Source organism: Oceanisphaera sp. IT1-181 (assembly GCF_033807535.1).
Lineage (GTDB): Bacteria > Pseudomonadota > Gammaproteobacteria > Enterobacterales > Aeromonadaceae > Oceanimonas.
This window is the reverse complement of the sequence record NZ_CP136856.1, coordinates 2,961,985-2,977,927: the sequence shown is the minus strand read 5'-3', so window position 1 is coordinate 2,977,927 and position 15,943 is coordinate 2,961,985. Positions and strand designations below refer to the sequence as shown.

Sequence of the window (15,943 nt, the reverse complement as noted above, 5' to 3'; positions counted from 1 at the left end):
CATGTTTCGCGGTTCTTTAGTTGCCCTATTAACCCCTTTTGACGGCACCCGCATTGACGAGCCGGCATTGCGTCGCCTGGTTGATTGGCACATTGCAGAGGGGACTCATGGCCTGGTGCCAGTAGGTACTACCGGTGAGAGCCCCACCTTGACCCATGATGAGCATTGTCGGGTCATTGAAATCGTGGCTGAGCAGGCAGCAGGTCGTGTGCCTGTGATTGCCGGTGCCGGTTCTAACAACCCACTAGAAGCCATTGAGTACAGCAACTGTGCCCAGCGTGTGGGTGCAGATGCGACCTTGCACGTGGCGGGTTATTACAATCGACCTAATCAAGATGGTTTATATGCACATTTTAAGATGTTGCATGATGCCACCGAACTGCCGATCATTGTTTATAATATCCCACCGCGCGCCGTGGTAGATATTAAGCCGGAAACCCTCGCGCGCATGGCTGAATTACCGCGCATTGTGGGCGTAAAGGACGCCACCGGTGATTTATTACGCCCTTGGGTGGAACGCTCATTGATCAAGAAGCCGTTTGCTTGGTTATCTGGCGAAGATGGCACGGCCGTGGCTTACAACGTGGGTGGTGGCGAAGGGTGTATCTCGGTGACGGCTAACATAGCACCGCGTTTGTGTGCCGAACTGCAAGAGTTGACCTTAGCCGGCAAGTGGGCGGAAGCCCGCGTGCTGCAAGATAAGTTACTGCCGCTGCATCAGGTATTGTTCTTAGAGCCTAATCCGGCTGGCCCTAAATATGCGCTTTCTTTGTTAGGCTTGGCCAGCGAGCACTGCCGCATTCCTGTGGTGCCGCTACAAGAGTCGACCAAGACTGCAATTCGTCGCGTGATGACTGAGCTTGGCTTAATTTAATTTAGGCAAGTGGTTAAGTGAAAGGGTGAAGGGTAAAAGAGTGAAGGTGCTAGCTTATGTTATGTCGGCCACTGCACTCTTCACCTTTCACCCTTTACGTCTTTGGTAAGCGCATAAAAAAGGTCAGCAGCTGCTGACCTTTTTTATTACGCTAAATCTTGATTGTGGCGGTTTCTCTAACCTTGCTCGTCATCATGGGGTGGATCAAATTCATCATCATGGCGCTGATAATTATCTTCCCGAGGGGTTTGATGACTTTCGTAACGCGGGCGACGCGGCTTACTGATAATTGGGCCGGTGCGCGGCGGGCGACGGGTCGCGGGTGATATGGTTGAGATCTTCGCTTTATAGATCAGCTGCTGCTGGCCTCTAGGATCAGAGAGCAAAATGCTGTATTGGTCAAAGGCACTGATCATCCCTTCCAGTTTAATGCCGTTAGTGAGGAAGATGGCGCAATGTGTTTGATTTTTGCGCAGCCAGTTCAGTGCCGCATCCTGTCCGTTACCCAAGGAGAACGCTTGTTGAAGCGATTGGGGATTAGCTGTTTGGGCAGTCATATAGGCAGTCCTGTTTGTTATTATTCAAGCTTGATTGTGCTCAATGAGCACACGACTTGTCAAAGTAAAGCTTACTTTAATCCAAGCTTCAAGAGCGGAGTAACAAAGGAAAATTAGTGTTAGCAAAAACCTCTAATAACAGCCGGCTTATTTTTGCCTGTTTGATCGTCAGTATAGGGCAATTAAGTGTTGGCTTACTGTTTCCCGTATTACCCGCTATTAGCCAAAGCTTGGCTGAAGATCCTAATCGCGTGCAGTGGCTGATTTCTGCCTACTTATTTGCCTTTGGCCCAGTGCAATTATTATACGGGCCACTCAGTGATGCTAAAGGGCGCAGACCGGTATTGATCGCCGGCCTTGCCTTGGCCATGTTAGGTGTGGGCTTATGCTTAGTACCTAATGCTTCCTTTGAATGGCTATTGGTGGGTCGCTTATTACAAGGGCTAGGAGCGGGCTGTGGCGCCGTTGTGTCGCGAGCCATGCTTCGCGATAGTTTTGACGGGCCTGCGCTGCGTAATGCGCTGTCTTATGTGGCTATGGCGGCGGCATTTACCCCCATAGTGGCACCCGCCATCGGCGGCTTGATTGGGTATCACTTTGGCTGGTATAGCGTGTTTGTGGCTATGCTGATTTATTTGTTGACCCTATGGTTGCTGTTATTCGCCAGCTTTGAAGAGACCCATCAAGGGGCTCGCCAACCCATGAAGCTGTCAGTGATTGTCGCTAACTATCGGCACTTACTCGGTTTACGCCATTTCTTAGGCCATGGTGGCATGCTGTGGGGGCAATTCTCGCTGATGATGGTTTCCATATCAGTGATGCCTTATATCATGCAACAGCAGATCGGTATGACGGCGGCGCAATATGGCACCTGGGCGCTGATCCCGGCACTGGGGCTGTTGCTTGGCGGCGTGATTAATAATCGTATTCAACATTATGTGCCCGCCGAGCAAGTGCTGCGTTTTAGTCCCTATCTGCAATTGGCAGCAGGCGTTTGGTTGCTGCTGGCTCCTTTACAGCCTGCTTGGATGATCGCGGGTATTTTTATTCAAGCGCTAGGCAATGGCATGGCATTTCCTAATGCCATGAGCCGGCTGCTTGAACCGTACCGTGATCTAGCCGGAGCCGCCGCTGCCTTATCTGGTGCCTTGCAGATGCTAAGTGCCGCGCTATTAACCGCCGCTCTGGTCTATTTGGGTGTGAGCACAGCGTTTAGCTTAAGCATATGCATCTTGCTGGGCGCACTGGTGCTTAAGGGCTTGTCGTGGTGTGCAGTAGGGCGCTGGTAAAGCGGAGGTAGAAAGCTGTACGTTATACGCCGTACGTTTAAGATAATCACAAGCCTTCAAGATAGGAACGTAAAGCGTATGACATCAGGCGTACAGCGTTTGCTTTGCTAAATTTTAGACGAAAAAAAGCCGCGCCCTAGGGCACGGCTTCTGAATTCTTTTACGAGGTAAACTCTTACAGAGCTACAACGTTTTCAGCTTGAGGACCTTTCTGGCCTTGAGCTACTGTGAACTCAACTGCCTGGCCTTCTGCTAAGGTTTTGAAACCTTGGCTCTGGATAGCGCTGAAGTGTACGAATACATCAGGGCCTGACTCTTGCTCGATGAAGCCAAAACCTTTTGACTCATTGAAAAACTTAACTTTACCTTTAACGATATTAGACATACCTAAATCCTGTAATCAAATCTACCAAAATACGAATGCTTGAAAAAATACAGATTTAACTTATGAAATACAGGACGAGGTACTACTAGAACTTCGTAACATTAACATAAATACAACCATACTTTTCGAGCTGCATTTACTCTAACTGGTAACGAGATGCTGGTCAACAGGTATTTTACTGTGGGGTGAGTAGAACTGGTAGAAACGAGCGCAAGCGCACTAGTTTGCCCTATTCAGCAGTAACCCTCTGTATTAGCATGCGGTCTAATCCCTAAACCATTGTGATAAGTGAGACGGTTAATGTCTGAATTATATTGTGTTGCTCGTTTTAAGGCGCGCCCAGGTTAAGGCGTTAGAGTTACAAGCTGCGCTTAAGGCCTTGGTTGCCGATACTCACCGAGAAGAAGGCTGCATCTTATATCAATTAACCGAAGAAGTGCCTTATGAAGGCGCGAACGGTGAGCCTTGGGATTGTGTATTTGTGGAGCGCTGGGCCAGCCGTGAGGTGTTTGATGCTCACTGCGCCCAACCTTACATCAAAGATTATTTTGAGCAGGTGGCCCCGAGCCTAGTGGCAGAGGCCGATGTGCGATTATACCGGCCTGTGTAAATTCGGGGTTTTGTAGTGGGGCTCTGTAGATGGGTGATGTTCGCTTAACGACGAAACTCGAGATCACCCTTAAACATCATTTCAAATCTTAAGGTAACACTGAACTCAGGATCATGGTCTTGAGCGTGGGGGAAGTGTAGCTCTGGAATAAGGTCGATAAATAAGATGTTTCTGTGCAGGTTGCGTCGGTATTGGGTATAAAAATAATAGTCATGTAGCCGAGGATCCGAGGCACTGCGGCCCACCGCAACAGCCGCATAGCGCATCACGCTTCGTGGGCCTAACAGTTGATTAATTTCTACCCCTTCGGAGTATTCCAAGGTGTCTGCTTCTTCTTCTTGCCACTGAAAGTTAGTGATAAAACGCAGATGATGATTTTCATCTAAGGGGCGGCCTATATCCCACTTGCTGCGTATAGAGTATCCCTCTTCATTAAACCAAGAGGCCCTATTATAGGATTCCAGCTGCCAAGGCGAATTGAGATCCCAGAGCCGCTCGCCGGTAAAACGTACATAAGGATCGGGTGGCCAGCGTACCTTAACACCGGCACCGGCACGCAGATTCCAAGCTTCAGTTTTATCTTTCTTACTTAACCTACTGAGACCAAGAATAGTACTGCCTAAACCGCGTTGATCATTAGATAGACGGTTAGAAGCCTGTTCGGCCAATGTGCCTTCAGATTCTTCTGGATCACTTTCAATAATAAAACGTAACCGTTTTTTAGATGTGGGAAGGTCCAGCCGAAAACGCACGCCGGTTTCGGCCTCAAAGCCACCAGTTTCACTCCAGTCCAGCTCTTGGCTTAAGCGCAAATATGAGTCGTTTTCGACACGCATGTTATCTTCGCTGCCAAAGAAGCCATCAATATTACGTGAGTTATGGGTAATCCAATCAGACAGGCTGTCATGCATAGGGGCAATTTTTTCAATCGCCCACTCTGGTAAATCCGTGTCGTCTTCTACTTCCACTTCTGCAGCCATCACTTGAGGTACCATGGCGAGTAAGGCTGCTAGATAGAGTTTTTTCATGGCTATATCCCTTGGCCTTTTGTGTAAGACTATGGATTTTTAACTAAAAATACCAATATCTTTAACTCTAAACGTGACCAGCTTGGTATTAGGCTTTTACTGTAGCAGCGCTAGACTGCAGTAGAGCTTAAATGAAGCCTATATAGAAAAGACGTTTGAGGCATAAAGTAGTAAAAGGGGAGGCGAGGCCCTCCTTGGAAGTTTTTTACCATTTAATTAATAGACAAAAAGTCGCATCAACCAGCCATAACCGCTATGGCTGGGCTGCCACTAACTCGGCTTGCGCTAATGCTGCCAACAGTGTGGCTACATCCGCCGTTACCGCCGCCAACGGAGCCTTAAAGTAACTGGCCATTAAATCGCTTATCTCATGACCTGATAAGGGTTGCTGTTGCAGTAGCTGCCAAGCAATCTTGCCGCTAGAGTTTAAGCGATGGATAGCACCGCTTGCGGTGTGAATTAAAAACAGCTCATCACCAAGCGGATAGGTAGTGATAGTAGTTTGCGCAGACCATATGCGCTCAAGAGTAGTTTGTGCAGGGATTGGGCCGCACAGCTGTAATTCGTGCGGTGGCACATTAAGCAGGCTGGCCTGATTAGCAGCGTATAACTGTGGGTTTTTAATTACCTTAGCTAAGTGGCGAGCACCTGCTAATGGCTCAGAGTAACGCAGTAGCAGGCAAGGCACGGCTTGCATCAGAGGTAACAGGCGCGCCAGCAGTGTGGCGCTTGATGTATCGCGGACAAAGTTTTGGCATAGCAGCTGTAACAATCCTTCTGCGGGCGGCAGTGTGACCACCTCTGGCTCCAGAATATGCGAGTCTCGCTCCAGTAGTACTATGGCGCCCACAGGACTGGTCTCATCAACCTTAGCTAAGCCATTTTCATCTGGGATCACAAAGCGATAACGCTCATCTTCGGGGCCTGCATGGCGCTCACTGTAAGCGACAAACTCCGCGGAAAAACTGTTCGGTAAAGGTAGACGTAATCTAGGCGCGACCCCCATGGCAACCCCTGCACCTTGTGGCGTTAATCCCAGTACATCGTCGCCAAATACGCGATAACCCGCCGCGGCAAAGGCCACTGATAAGGTGCTTTTACCCGCCTTACTGCTTTCAGGAAACAGCACTAAACGGCCATTAATTTCGATACTGGCACAATGCAAACCTAAGAGATCTGGCTCATTTAACATGCGCTGGCTGACTAACTCACCTACTAAGCTGCAAGCCGCTGAAGCGGGGGAGGGTAAGTGGAATTCATTGGGTTCATGCACGGAACCTTGCCATAAGCACTCGGCATCTTGATAAACATACCGTTCAGGGACGGGGCCTTGTGCTGGTAGCACTGTGATTGGCCAGCCTGGCATGGCTTGAGTGAGTGCCGAAACTACCTCGGGTGCTTGGTCAATGCGTAAGCAGCGGCCCAGGTGCGGCAAGCTGATATCCACCGATGAAGGGTATATTCGCGCGCTCATTAACGGTTTTGAGTACCAAAGATGGCATCTTCTAAAATGCGGATCGGATCGTCTGAGTATTCACGCACCCGATCGCGGCGGCGATATTCATAGCCGCTGGGCCCTGAATAGCTAGGGCGAGAATAACTGGGCCTGGAGTAGCTGGGGCGAGAATAACTATTGCGCCAATGTCCGGCTTGAGCCTGACCTAAGCTAAACAGCGTAGGCGCCACATAAGCCCCGGCCAGCCCGACACCTATCATGGTCAGCAGTCGACGGCGAGACTGTCGATAATTATTACTTTCTTCTTCGCCAGCGCTTACTTGTGCCGCTGGTACTGCTTTCTTTTCTAATTCGTTATCGTGATGCGACATATACGCCTCCGAGCGATCGAACCCTGTTTATAGCCAGCCACCATAGCATTCGCTCATCGAGCTCTCTAGCTGGGCGCTATGCAGTCAGCCGCATTCTGTCGCCTCGCTTTCACACCTGAAACACTAAGACTCAGATAGTGCCCAAGTGAATTGGCGGATTAACATGAGACCCAGGTTTTTTAAGGCGGGTATTTATGGAATAAATGAGTGTTGAGTTTGTTATTTGATTTTATTTTTGATGGGTAGGGCAGATGAAGGTAAAGATAAAGCCAAGCGGACAGGATATAGACAGGAGTGATATTTAGACACAAAAAAACCAGCACATAGGCTGGTTAAATTGGTCTTACTTATATGGTGCCGGCACCAAGAGTCGAACTCGGGACCTACTGATTACAAGTCAGTTGCTCTACCAACTGAGCTATGCCGGCTTAAACTGTTTTCTTTCTACTACACAAAAATGGTGCCCGGAGACGGAATCGAACCGCCGACACGAGGATTTTCAATCCTCTGCTCTACCGACTGAGCTATCCGGGCATAGTCGATGTTAATCAACTATTAAAACTCTTTACTTCAACTTACTTAAAATGGTGCCCGGAGACGGAATCGAACCGCCGACACGAGGATTTTCAATCCTCTGCTCTACCGACTGAGCTATCCGGGCGTAGCACGCTAGGCGCGCATACAAAACTGGTTACTGTATTACTAAACAAATATGGTGCCCGGAGACGGAATCGAACCGCCGACACGAGGATTTTCAATCCTCTGCTCTACCGACTGAGCTATCCGGGCTTGTGGGGCGACATTAGATAAGATTGGTCATATCAAGTCAACTGCTTTTTCAAAGACATAAGCGCGTTTGCTTATGTCTTGAGCAAAGCGCTGCTTTAGTCTGCAGTGGGAGGGGTATAACCCTCAACTTTTACATCGGCACCTTCAAATAAATAGGCCACCATTTCTTGCTCTAATAATTGTCTGTGCTCGGTATTCATCATGTTGAGCTTTTTTTCGTTGATCAACATGGTTTGTTTTTGCTGCCAAGCGACCCAAGCTTCTTTAGATATGTTGTCATAAATGCGTTTACCCAGCTCGCCCGGATAAAGTTGAAAATCCAGCCCTTCGGCTTCTTTTTGTAAACGTTGGCAGAAAACGGTACGACTCATAATTGATTCCTTGTGTTCGGGTAGGCAAGTTTGCAGTTGCGGGTAAGCAAGCAGCTTTTTGGTGGCCGCCGCTAAGCCGACTGATGCCGGTTGCTCCAAGTTATACCAAAGTCGCTCACTGGCGGCCATGATCTCTGTGGGTATCTTGGGTATTTCCACCAGCCAAGGGCTGATATCTAAGTGAAAATGGCTAAAAGTATGGCGAAAACCGGGCAGGGGCTGTGGCTGGCTGGCTTCTGGATGGCGCTTCAGCCAGTCTCTGAGCTCTTGTTCACTATGAAACTCAGGAAAACAGTATAAGCCGCCCCAAATACCGTGCGGAGGTCTTTGCTCCAAAAACAGCTGCTGACCTTGTTTGAGTAACAAAAAGTGCGCCTGCTTGACCGGCTGTACTGTTTTTTTGGGCTTTGAGTGCGGAAAAGCCGTGGGCGTGCCTAACGCCAGCGCTTGGCAGTCATCGCTCACTGGGCACAGTTCACACTTAGGCTTAGAACGGGTACAAATGGTGGCGCCTAAGTCCATCATGGCCTGATTATACTGAGTGACGCCATGGGCGGGCATTAGGCGAGCTACGTGCTCCCACAGCTCGTTTTCCACGACTTTCTGACCCGGCCAGCCTTGTTGGGCCAACCAGCGAGCCAGTACCCGCTTTACGTTGCCATCTAAAATACCGTGATGTTGACCCGATGCTAGCGATAACACAGCACCTGCGGTGGAGCGACCTATGCCGGGCAGGCCTAGTACCTCTTCAAATTTCTCGGGGAATTGGCCTTGATAATGATCGCGAATAGTTTGTGCGGCCTTGTGCAGGTTACGAGCGCGCGCGTAATAGCCAAGGCCGGTCCACAAATGCAGCACTTCATCTTGCTCGGCATTGGCCAAGCTCAGCACATCAGGAAAACGCGCCATAAAGGTGTGATAATAGGGGATAACAGTAGCCACTTGGGTTTGCTGTAGCATAATTTCTGACACCCAAACTCGGTAAGGTGTCTTGTTTTGCTGCCATGGCAATGTTTTACGGCCATGCTGCTGGTACCAAGCCAAAACCCGTTCGGCAAAAGAGACTGTATTCACAATAGCGACTATATGGATGAGAATAGCAAGATCAGAGCACACTCCGCTGGCTTGCGCAAACTCGCACTTTCACTAATAAAGCGCTAAAAAATCGACTTTGTGAGTGAAGATGGCAGGGTTACGCGCACTCATTTGCGCTAGGTAGTTTGTTATTTAACTGTTTTCTGATACAAGAGAAGAGTTTTATTGGCGCCCGTCAAGCACCGGCTTTTAGAGAGACCCTTATGCAACCCTTTTTTGCGCAACGCTTTGCCAAGGTAGAGCCTTCCTTTATCCGTGAAATTCTTAAAGTCGCGATGAACCCAGACGTTATCTCCTTTGCTGGCGGTTTACCGAATCCGGCTTTTTTTCCTCATGAGCAACTCGCCGTAGCCAGCACTAAGGTGTTGCAAAACCACAGCAATGGCGCCTTGCAGTATGCGGCTACCGAAGGCTTTGCGCCCTTGCGTCAATACATTGCTGATCGCTACTTTAAGCAATATGGAATGCAGGTGTCGCCAGACAATATTTTGATCACCAATGGCTCTCAGCAGGCGCTGGATCTGCTGGGTAAAGTGTTGGTCAATGAAGGTGATAACCTCATTATTGAAGAGCCCGGTTACTTAGGTGCAATTCAAGCGTTATCTGTTTATCAGCCCAATTTTCAGGGTGTAGCGCTCAATGACGATGGCTTGGATTTAGCTGAGTTAGATACTCTGTTAGCCGAGCCTAACCATGCGCGCATGTTGTATGGCGTCACTAACTTTCAAAATCCTACCGGTTTGAGCTATAGCCTTGAAAATCGCCAAGCAGTGGCCGAGCGCTTAATCAAGCACGATGTGCTGATGATTGAAGATAACCCTTACGGTGAGTTGCGCTTTGAAGGTGAGCATTTGCCGCCGATTGCCAAGCTAGCACCGGAGAACGTGGTGTTGCTGGGCTCTTTCTCTAAAGTGGTGGTGCCATCTTTCCGTTTGGGTTGGATGTTAATGCCCGACTGGTTATGCCAAAAGGTCACCATTGCCAAGCAAGCGTCGGACTTACATACCAATGGTTTCGTACAGCAGGTATTGCATAGCTATCTGCAAGAGAACGATCTTGATGAACATATTGATCGCATTCGTACCGTGTATGGCCGCCAAAAAGTCGCCATGGAAAATGCTCTGCTCAAGTACTGCCCGGGTATCGAGTTTACTCGACCTGAGGGTGGCATGTTCTTGTGGTTGAAATTGCCTAAGCACATCAATGCCATGGAATTATTTGATGTGGCGATCAAAGAAAACGTGGCCTTCGTACCCGGCCAGCCTTTTTATGTGCGCCCAGATATTTTGAATAGTGCACGCCTAAGCTATGCGGGTGCCGATGAGGCCACCATTGAAGAGGGCATCAAGCGCTTAGGGCGCGTGATCAGCCAAGTGCTTTAAGTCGATCGTAAAGGGTGAAGCGTGAGGGGGAGGTGGGAAATGCCGAATTATCAGCTTGGAATGTTTTTTTACTCCTCCCGTGCATAAAATAACAGCCGTAAGCTTGAAGCGGTAAGTTTACAAACGACAGTCGTTTTATAATGAGCGTGAAATTACTACTGCATTCTTACCTTAAGGTAAGAATGCAGTTTTTTCATTTTGAGACTGAAGCTAAATCAACATATTAAAAATTATCTTAAAGTAGGCTTGCTAAGCCAGCCGGAGAAGTTAAATGACAGATGAACACGCGCCTAAGCCAACTAAGACCGAGCAAACGGAGCTCGAGCAACCAGAGCTTACCGAGCCAGAACAAGAGCTGCGTAGACGAAAAATTCGCAGCTTCGTGTTGCGAGAAGGACGCTTGACCAAAGGCCAAGAGAAAGCCATGACTGAACAGTGGCCGATAATGGGCATTGATTATCAGCCACAACTGATTGATTTAGATGCGGTGTTTAACCGTGTTGCACCAAGAGTGCTAGAAATTGGTTTTGGTATGGGGGGCTCGTTAGTCGAGATGGCGAAAGTGGCGCCTGAGCTCGATTATATCGGTATCGAAGTGCACACCCCGGGCGTGGGCGCTTGTTTAATGGGCGCAGCTGAGGCCAAAATCACTAACCTGCGTGTGATGTGTCACGATGCGGTCGAAGTGTTTGAGCATATGTTAGCGGAGCAAAGCTTAGACAGAGTGCAGTTGTTTTTCCCAGATCCTTGGCACAAAACGCGCCACCATAAGCGCCGTATAGTACAGCCTGCGTTCGTGGAAATGCTGCGCAGTAAGCTTAAAGTTGGTGGCGAGTTTCATATGGCCACCGACTGGGAAAATTACGCCGAGCATATGCTGGATGTGATGAATGCGGCCCCAGGTTACGTTAATGCGTCTACCGAAGGCGATTATATGCCACGACCTGACTATCGTCCGTTGACCAAGTTCGAGCAGCGCGGTCATCGTTTAGGCCACGGGGTTTGGGATCTGATCTTTACACGTACAGAATAAAGCCCTTCGGGCAGCGGTAAGCTTGAAGCCGTAAGTTGCCAGCCAAAAGAATGGATTGCTTCGCTACGCTCGCAAAGACGGCTTAAGAGCGTACTAATAACACCTCTGTCTTTGCGAGGAGTGCAGCGACGCGGCAATCCATGAACAGCAAACGGAGCCGTAAGCTAACCCCGAGAAAGGTGTTTTTGTAGGGGCCATCTTTAGTCGGCCCCTGTCTTAGGTAAATAGTTGCGCAGCAAAACGTCTTTTCCCCTAAAGCTGCCCTTCGGGGTTTGGCTTTGTTTTCGAGGTAATAAAAAGTGACTCAACAGCAAGCAGATTTTAATCAGGGTTTAATCGACTTTTTACAAGCTTCACCTAGCCCAGCCCATGCGGTGAATACTATGGTGCGCGAGCTTGAAGCGGCGGGCTTTAGCGAATTAAATGAAAGCGAAGCTTGGCAATTGCAGCCAGGCCAAGGTTATTGGCTTGTTCGTGGTGGTCGCTCAATTATTGCCTTTCGCTTAGGCGAGCAGCCAGTGTTTGACGCTGGCGTGCGCATGATAGGCGCGCACACCGACAGCCCGTGCTTAAAAGTGAAACCTAACGCTGAGCTACTACACCAAGGCTATTTGCAGCTAGGGGTAGAAGTGTATGGCGGCGTGCTGATGCATCCGTGGTTTGACCGAGATCTGTCGCTTGCGGGGCAGATATATTTTCGTAATGAAGCGGGTAAATTACAGACTGCACTGATTGATGTGAAAAAGCCGATTGCGGTGATCCCATCGTTAGCGATTCACCTCAATCGTGAGGCGAATAAAAACTCTGAAATAAACGCTCAGCTGCATTTGCCGCCAGTGCTAGGACTCGATGCGAGTGCTGATACTGATGCTAATGGAAAGCCTAACCCAAGCTTAGTGTTGCGTGAGTGGCTCGCTACTTGGTTACGCACAGCAGGTCATAACGTCGCTGAAGTTATCGATTATGACTTGTGCTTCTACGATACCCAGCCACCGGCTTTGGTAGGGTTGGAGCAAGAGTTTATCAGCTCGGCACGCCTTGATAACTTATTGTCTTGTTACACAGGACTTCAGGCTCTCTTATCTAGCAAACAGCCAGCGGCCACCTCGCTGTTGGTGTGTAACGATCATGAAGAAGTGGGTAGCTCTTCCGCCACCGGCGCCGAAGGTCCATTTTTAGAAAGTGTGTTACGCCGTTTGAGTGGTGATGAGCAAGAATATCAGCGCATGATGGCGCGTTCTTTGTTGATCTCTGCTGACAACGCTCACGCCATACATCCTAACTATGCGGATAAGCATGATGAAAACCATGGTCCTAAAATCAATGCCGGCCCAGTGATCAAGGTGAATGCTAATCAGCGTTACGCGACCAGCTCAGAAACCAGCGCTTTATTTAGACATTTTTGCGATTTGGCCAAGGTACCTTACCAGCACTTTGTGGTGAGATCAGATATGGGCTGCGGCAGTACTATAGGTCCGGTTGCTGCCACTAAATTAGGCGTGCGGGTGGTGGATGTAGGCGCACCGCAATGGTCGATGCACTCCATCCGTGAAACCGCCGGCACCAAAGATGCCTGGTACTTAGGCCAAGCATTGCAGGCATTTTTTTGTGAATGGGACGGGGATTAAGGGTAGCGCCGAGCGCCGAGCACCAAGCACCTAGCTAAAAGCAGACACCGTCTTTTGTAGTCTTGCGCTTTAGCTGCAAGTTCAGCGAAGCTGGATGGTTTTTAAATAGTTCCGCCTTCGACGAAATGTGATGGCTCTTTACCTACGAGTAAGCGCTGTTTTGAACGGCACACAATTAAAAAGGGTCGAATACTTTTAAACGTATTCGACCCTTTTGTTTGTCTTATGATTTTATCTCTGGCTTAAGTTGTCCGTAGGACTCAGGCTCCCGACAATGCCAAATATTGCTGATGCAATTGCAGCACGGCGGCTTTTATCTGCGTGAGATCAGAGTCGTTGTTATCAAGCACATCGTCGGCAGCATTCAAGCGCTGCTCGCGACTGGCTTGGGTGGCCATCATGGCCTCAACTTGTGCGGCCGCTATATTATCCCGTTGCGTAGTACGCGCTATTTGGGTTGATTCAGCCACGTCCACCACCAGCACTCGCTGGCATAAGTCGGTAAGCTTATTCTCGACCAAGAGCGGTACTACTAATAAACAATAAGCCGAGCGAGCGTTCTGGCATTCGGTAATCATGCGCTCGCGGATCAAAGGGTGCAGTAAGGCTTCCAGCCAATGACGATAAGCTGCATTCTCAAAGATCCGCTCACGCATTAGGGCGCGATTTAAGCTGCCATCTGCGGCGATCACTTCTGGACCAAAATAGGCACCAATAGCATCTAGTACCGGCTCGCCGGGGGCCACTACTTCTCGGGCAATCACGTCCGCATCCACCACCACTATGCCAAGCTCGGCGAATAAGTCAGCGACGGTACTTTTGCCGCTGCCGATGCCACCGGTTACTCCGACTGTATATGTCATAACGCCACACTCCAGTACCAGTTGATTAAAGGTTTGCCCCAAATAAGATACACCCAGCCAGCGATGGCAAGTGCCGGTCCAAAGGGCAGTACTTGCTGTGCATTTAAGCGGCGACTCGCCATTAGGCTTAGGCCTATAACTGAGCCTATTACAGATGAGAGTAGCAGTATCGGCAAGATAGCCTGCCAGCCAAACCAAGCGCCGAGCGCGGCTAATAGTTTAAAGTCGCCATAGCCCATGCCTTCTTTACCGGTGGCCAGCTTGAACGCCCAATATAAACTCCACAAGATGCCGTAACCAATCACGCCACCTATTACCGCATCCGATAAAGGGATAAATAGGCCATTGAGATTAATTAATAACCCTAGCCATAACAGCGACAGGGTCAGATTATCCGGTAATAAAAGATGGTCCACATCGATCATCGTCATGCAGATCAGCAGCCAAGTAAATAACAAGGCGGCCAGCAACTCTGGGCTAGCGCCAAAACGCCATACGGCCGCCGCAGATAATATGGCGGTGCTTAATTCAACTAAGGGATAGCGCTTAGATACTTTTTCCTGACAATAGCGGCAGCGGCCGCGGAGCATTAACCAACTGAGTAGTGGGATATTATCCAGAGCACCCAGCTGATGCTGACAGTGAGAGCAACGCGAACGTGGGGTGCAGATATTAAAGGTTGCTTGTTCGGGGGCAGGGCTGTCGTTGAGCTCGGCACAATCTTGGAGCCACTCACGCTTTAACATCACCGGCAGTCGATAAATAACCACATTTAAAAAGCTACCGACGAGTAAACTTAGCAAAGTAACAATGATATAAAGGGAGAGTATATCTTGGGTTAGCCATTGGCTCAGCACCGCCATTTCGAATCCTTATTGATGAAAATATAAATAATGAGCATCCAGTATTAATGGCAATATAAGCGTTAATGAAGATACGGACATTAATGTATAACGCTACCCAGATTAAAGATGGGAAGATACATGGCAATCACTAGTCCGCCAACTAAAATCCCCAGTACCAACATCATCATTGGCTCAATTAAACTGGCCAAAGCCTCCACTGCTGCGTCCACTTCGGCTTCATAAATGCTTGCCACTTTATGCATCATATCGTCAATAACACCGGTTTCCTCACCTATCATGGCAAGTTGCACTAATAGATCAGGAAACAGCTGACTGGAGCCCAATGCTAAATGCAGCGGTATGCCGGCTACCACATCGGCTCGCACCTGCAATACCGCTTGGCTGTAGACATGGTTGCCGCAGGCTCCGGCAGCCAAGGTTAGCCCTTCTATTAAGGGAATGCCGGCGGCAAAGGTAGCAGCTAGCGTGCGGGCAAAGCCCGTGAGTGCGGCTTTCTGCAAGATGGCACCTAACACCGGCAATTTAAGCAATAGGCGGTCTTGTTGTTGGCGCAACCGATTAGCACTACGTCGAGCTTTTATAAACCAATAGCAGAGCAGCACCAACACTAGCAGTAGGTAGCCGCCGTAGTGCTGCAAGCCGCGAGATAAGCTGATCACTACTTGTGTAAACCAAGGTAAAGGCGCGCCAAAGTTGGCATACATCTCCTCAAACTGCGGGATCACCCACAGTAATAGAATGGCTGACACCAGCGCCGCTACCAGCAGCACTATGGCCGGATAAAACAGCGCTTTCTTTATTTTAGCTTTCAACAGTTGCGCTTTTTCCGCGTAGTCAGCCAACTGCTCAAACACCTCTGCTAAGGCGCCCATTTGCTCACCCGACTGTACTAAGTCCTGATACAGGTTGCTAAATTGCATAGGGAATTGCTTAAGAGCTCGGGATAAGGGCTGGCCATTTTCAACGTCCGTGACCAGCAGTGTCAGCATGTGGGCAAGCGGGGCCTTGGTGGCCGAACGGGCAATCAATTTCAAGCTTTGTACAAGTGGTATACCGGCATGCAGCATAGTCGCCAATTGACGCGTCATAATGGCAATGTCTGCGGCGGTGATGGTTTGCTTAAATTGGCTGAATAAAGGCGGGCGTTTGCGTTGTACTCGAGTCGGCTGAATACCTTGACGTTGTAATTGATACTTTACTGCCAATAGACTCGACTCTTGCACCACACCCGACACAGCTTGGCCATTTTTGTTGATGCCCTGCCAATGATAGGGCTGCTTTTTGCTCATGAGCGACCTCCACCTGAGCGCCTTATGCTATACGCCGTAAGTTAAAGGCAAACACCG

The 15,943-nt window shown here is 49.2% G+C and carries 15 protein-coding genes, 4 tRNA genes and 1 pseudogene; 6 read left to right on the top strand and 14 right to left on the bottom strand.

Going from position 1 to position 15,943, the window contains the following annotated elements:
* Position 1: 1 nt before the first annotated feature.
* Entirely contained in the window at positions 2–874 is an 873-nt protein-coding gene (gene dapA / locus R0134_RS13160; protein ID WP_319782408.1) for a 4-hydroxy-tetrahydrodipicolinate synthase, read from the top strand.
* A 176-nt stretch (positions 875–1,050) separates the two neighbouring features.
* On the opposite strand, the gene hfq is transcribed toward dapA, so the two are convergent.
* Positions 1,051–1,431 (bottom strand): RNA chaperone Hfq, encoded by a 381-nt coding sequence (gene hfq, locus R0134_RS13155; RefSeq protein ID WP_087036873.1) that lies wholly within the window; start codon positions 1,429–1,431, stop codon positions 1,051–1,053.
* A 116-nt stretch (positions 1,432–1,547) separates the two neighbouring features.
* Between hfq and R0134_RS13150 the strand changes: the two genes are divergently transcribed.
* Positions 1,548–2,720, top strand: coding sequence for a multidrug effflux MFS transporter (locus R0134_RS13150; protein ID WP_319782407.1), 1,173 nt, complete (start codon positions 1,548–1,550; stop codon positions 2,718–2,720).
* 175 nt (positions 2,721–2,895) lie between these two features.
* On the opposite strand, the gene R0134_RS13145 is transcribed toward R0134_RS13150, so the two are convergent.
* Complete coding sequence (locus R0134_RS13145; RefSeq protein ID WP_086964892.1) at positions 2,896–3,105, bottom strand: cold-shock protein; 210 nt, start codon at positions 3,103–3,105, stop codon at positions 2,896–2,898.
* Between the two features lie 316 nt (positions 3,106–3,421).
* Between R0134_RS13145 and R0134_RS13140 the strand changes: the two genes are divergently transcribed.
* The gene (locus R0134_RS13140; protein WP_319782406.1) at positions 3,422–3,715 is read left to right on the top strand and encodes a putative quinol monooxygenase; all 294 of its coding nucleotides are present in this window, start codon (positions 3,422–3,424) and stop codon (positions 3,713–3,715) included.
* 44 nt (positions 3,716–3,759) lie between these two features.
* On the opposite strand, the gene R0134_RS13135 is transcribed toward R0134_RS13140, so the two are convergent.
* From R0134_RS13135 to mutY, 9 genes and pseudogenes are all read right to left on the bottom strand, one after another.
* On the bottom strand, positions 3,760–4,743 hold the full coding sequence (locus R0134_RS13135; protein ID WP_319782405.1) for a hypothetical protein: 984 nt from the start codon (positions 4,741–4,743) through the stop codon (positions 3,760–3,762).
* A gap of 253 nt (positions 4,744–4,996) precedes the next feature.
* The gene (locus tag R0134_RS13130; RefSeq protein WP_319782403.1) at positions 4,997–6,217 is read right to left on the bottom strand and encodes a PqqD family peptide modification chaperone; all 1,221 of its coding nucleotides are present in this window, start codon (positions 6,215–6,217) and stop codon (positions 4,997–4,999) included.
* Positions 6,217–6,570 (bottom strand): hypothetical protein, encoded by a 354-nt coding sequence (locus R0134_RS13125; protein WP_319782402.1) that lies wholly within the window; start codon positions 6,568–6,570, stop codon positions 6,217–6,219. The genes R0134_RS13130 and R0134_RS13125 overlap by 1 nt, the downstream gene beginning before the upstream one ends.
* 352 nt (positions 6,571–6,922) lie before the next feature.
* Positions 6,923–6,998 (bottom strand) — tRNA-Thr (locus tag R0134_RS13120).
* Between the two features lie 30 nt (positions 6,999–7,028).
* Positions 7,029–7,104 (bottom strand) — tRNA-Phe (locus R0134_RS13115).
* A 51-nt stretch (positions 7,105–7,155) separates the two neighbouring features.
* Positions 7,156–7,231, bottom strand: a tRNA-Phe gene (locus tag R0134_RS13110).
* 52 nt (positions 7,232–7,283) lie between these two features.
* Positions 7,284–7,359 (bottom strand) — tRNA-Phe (locus R0134_RS13105).
* Positions 7,360–7,454: 95 nt separating this feature from the next.
* Positions 7,455–7,730 carry an oxidative damage protection protein gene (locus R0134_RS13100; RefSeq protein ID WP_087036883.1) on the bottom strand — a complete coding sequence of 92 codons (276 nt, stop codon included), beginning with the start codon at positions 7,728–7,730 and terminating at the stop codon, positions 7,455–7,457.
* Positions 7,731–7,763: 33 nt separating this feature from the next.
* Positions 7,764–8,804: pseudogene (gene mutY / locus R0134_RS13095) on the bottom strand (A/G-specific adenine glycosylase); the annotation flags it as partial.
* A gap of 224 nt (positions 8,805–9,028) precedes the next feature.
* Between mutY and R0134_RS13090 the strand changes: the two are divergent.
* The 3 genes from R0134_RS13090 (at position 9,029) to R0134_RS13080 (ending at position 12,868) form a co-directional block, all read left to right on the top strand.
* Positions 9,029–10,207 (top strand): PLP-dependent aminotransferase family protein, encoded by a 1,179-nt coding sequence (locus R0134_RS13090; RefSeq protein WP_319782401.1) that lies wholly within the window; start codon positions 9,029–9,031, stop codon positions 10,205–10,207.
* Between the two features lie 271 nt (positions 10,208–10,478).
* The gene (trmB, locus tag R0134_RS13085) at positions 10,479–11,240 is read left to right on the top strand and encodes a tRNA (guanosine(46)-N7)-methyltransferase TrmB (protein WP_319782400.1); all 762 of its coding nucleotides are present in this window, start codon (positions 10,479–10,481) and stop codon (positions 11,238–11,240) included.
* A 299-nt stretch (positions 11,241–11,539) separates the two neighbouring features.
* The gene (locus tag R0134_RS13080) at positions 11,540–12,868 is read left to right on the top strand and encodes a M18 family aminopeptidase (protein WP_319782399.1); all 1,329 of its coding nucleotides are present in this window, start codon (positions 11,540–11,542) and stop codon (positions 12,866–12,868) included.
* Between the two features lie 260 nt (positions 12,869–13,128).
* On the opposite strand, the gene coaE is transcribed toward R0134_RS13080, so the two are convergent.
* The 3 genes from coaE to R0134_RS13065 all read right to left on the bottom strand — a co-directional run bounded on the left by coaE (position 13,129) and on the right by R0134_RS13065 (position 15,886).
* Positions 13,129–13,731, bottom strand: coding sequence for a dephospho-CoA kinase (coaE, locus tag R0134_RS13075; RefSeq protein WP_319782398.1), 603 nt, complete (start codon positions 13,729–13,731; stop codon positions 13,129–13,131).
* The gene (locus R0134_RS13070) at positions 13,728–14,594 is read right to left on the bottom strand and encodes an A24 family peptidase (protein WP_319782397.1); all 867 of its coding nucleotides are present in this window, start codon (positions 14,592–14,594) and stop codon (positions 13,728–13,730) included. Before R0134_RS13070 ends, coaE begins: the two co-directional genes overlap by 4 nt.
* Before the next feature lie 80 nt (positions 14,595–14,674).
* Positions 14,675–15,886 (bottom strand): type II secretion system F family protein, encoded by a 1,212-nt coding sequence (locus R0134_RS13065; protein WP_319782396.1) that lies wholly within the window; start codon positions 15,884–15,886, stop codon positions 14,675–14,677.
* Positions 15,887–15,943 lie beyond the last annotated feature (57 nt).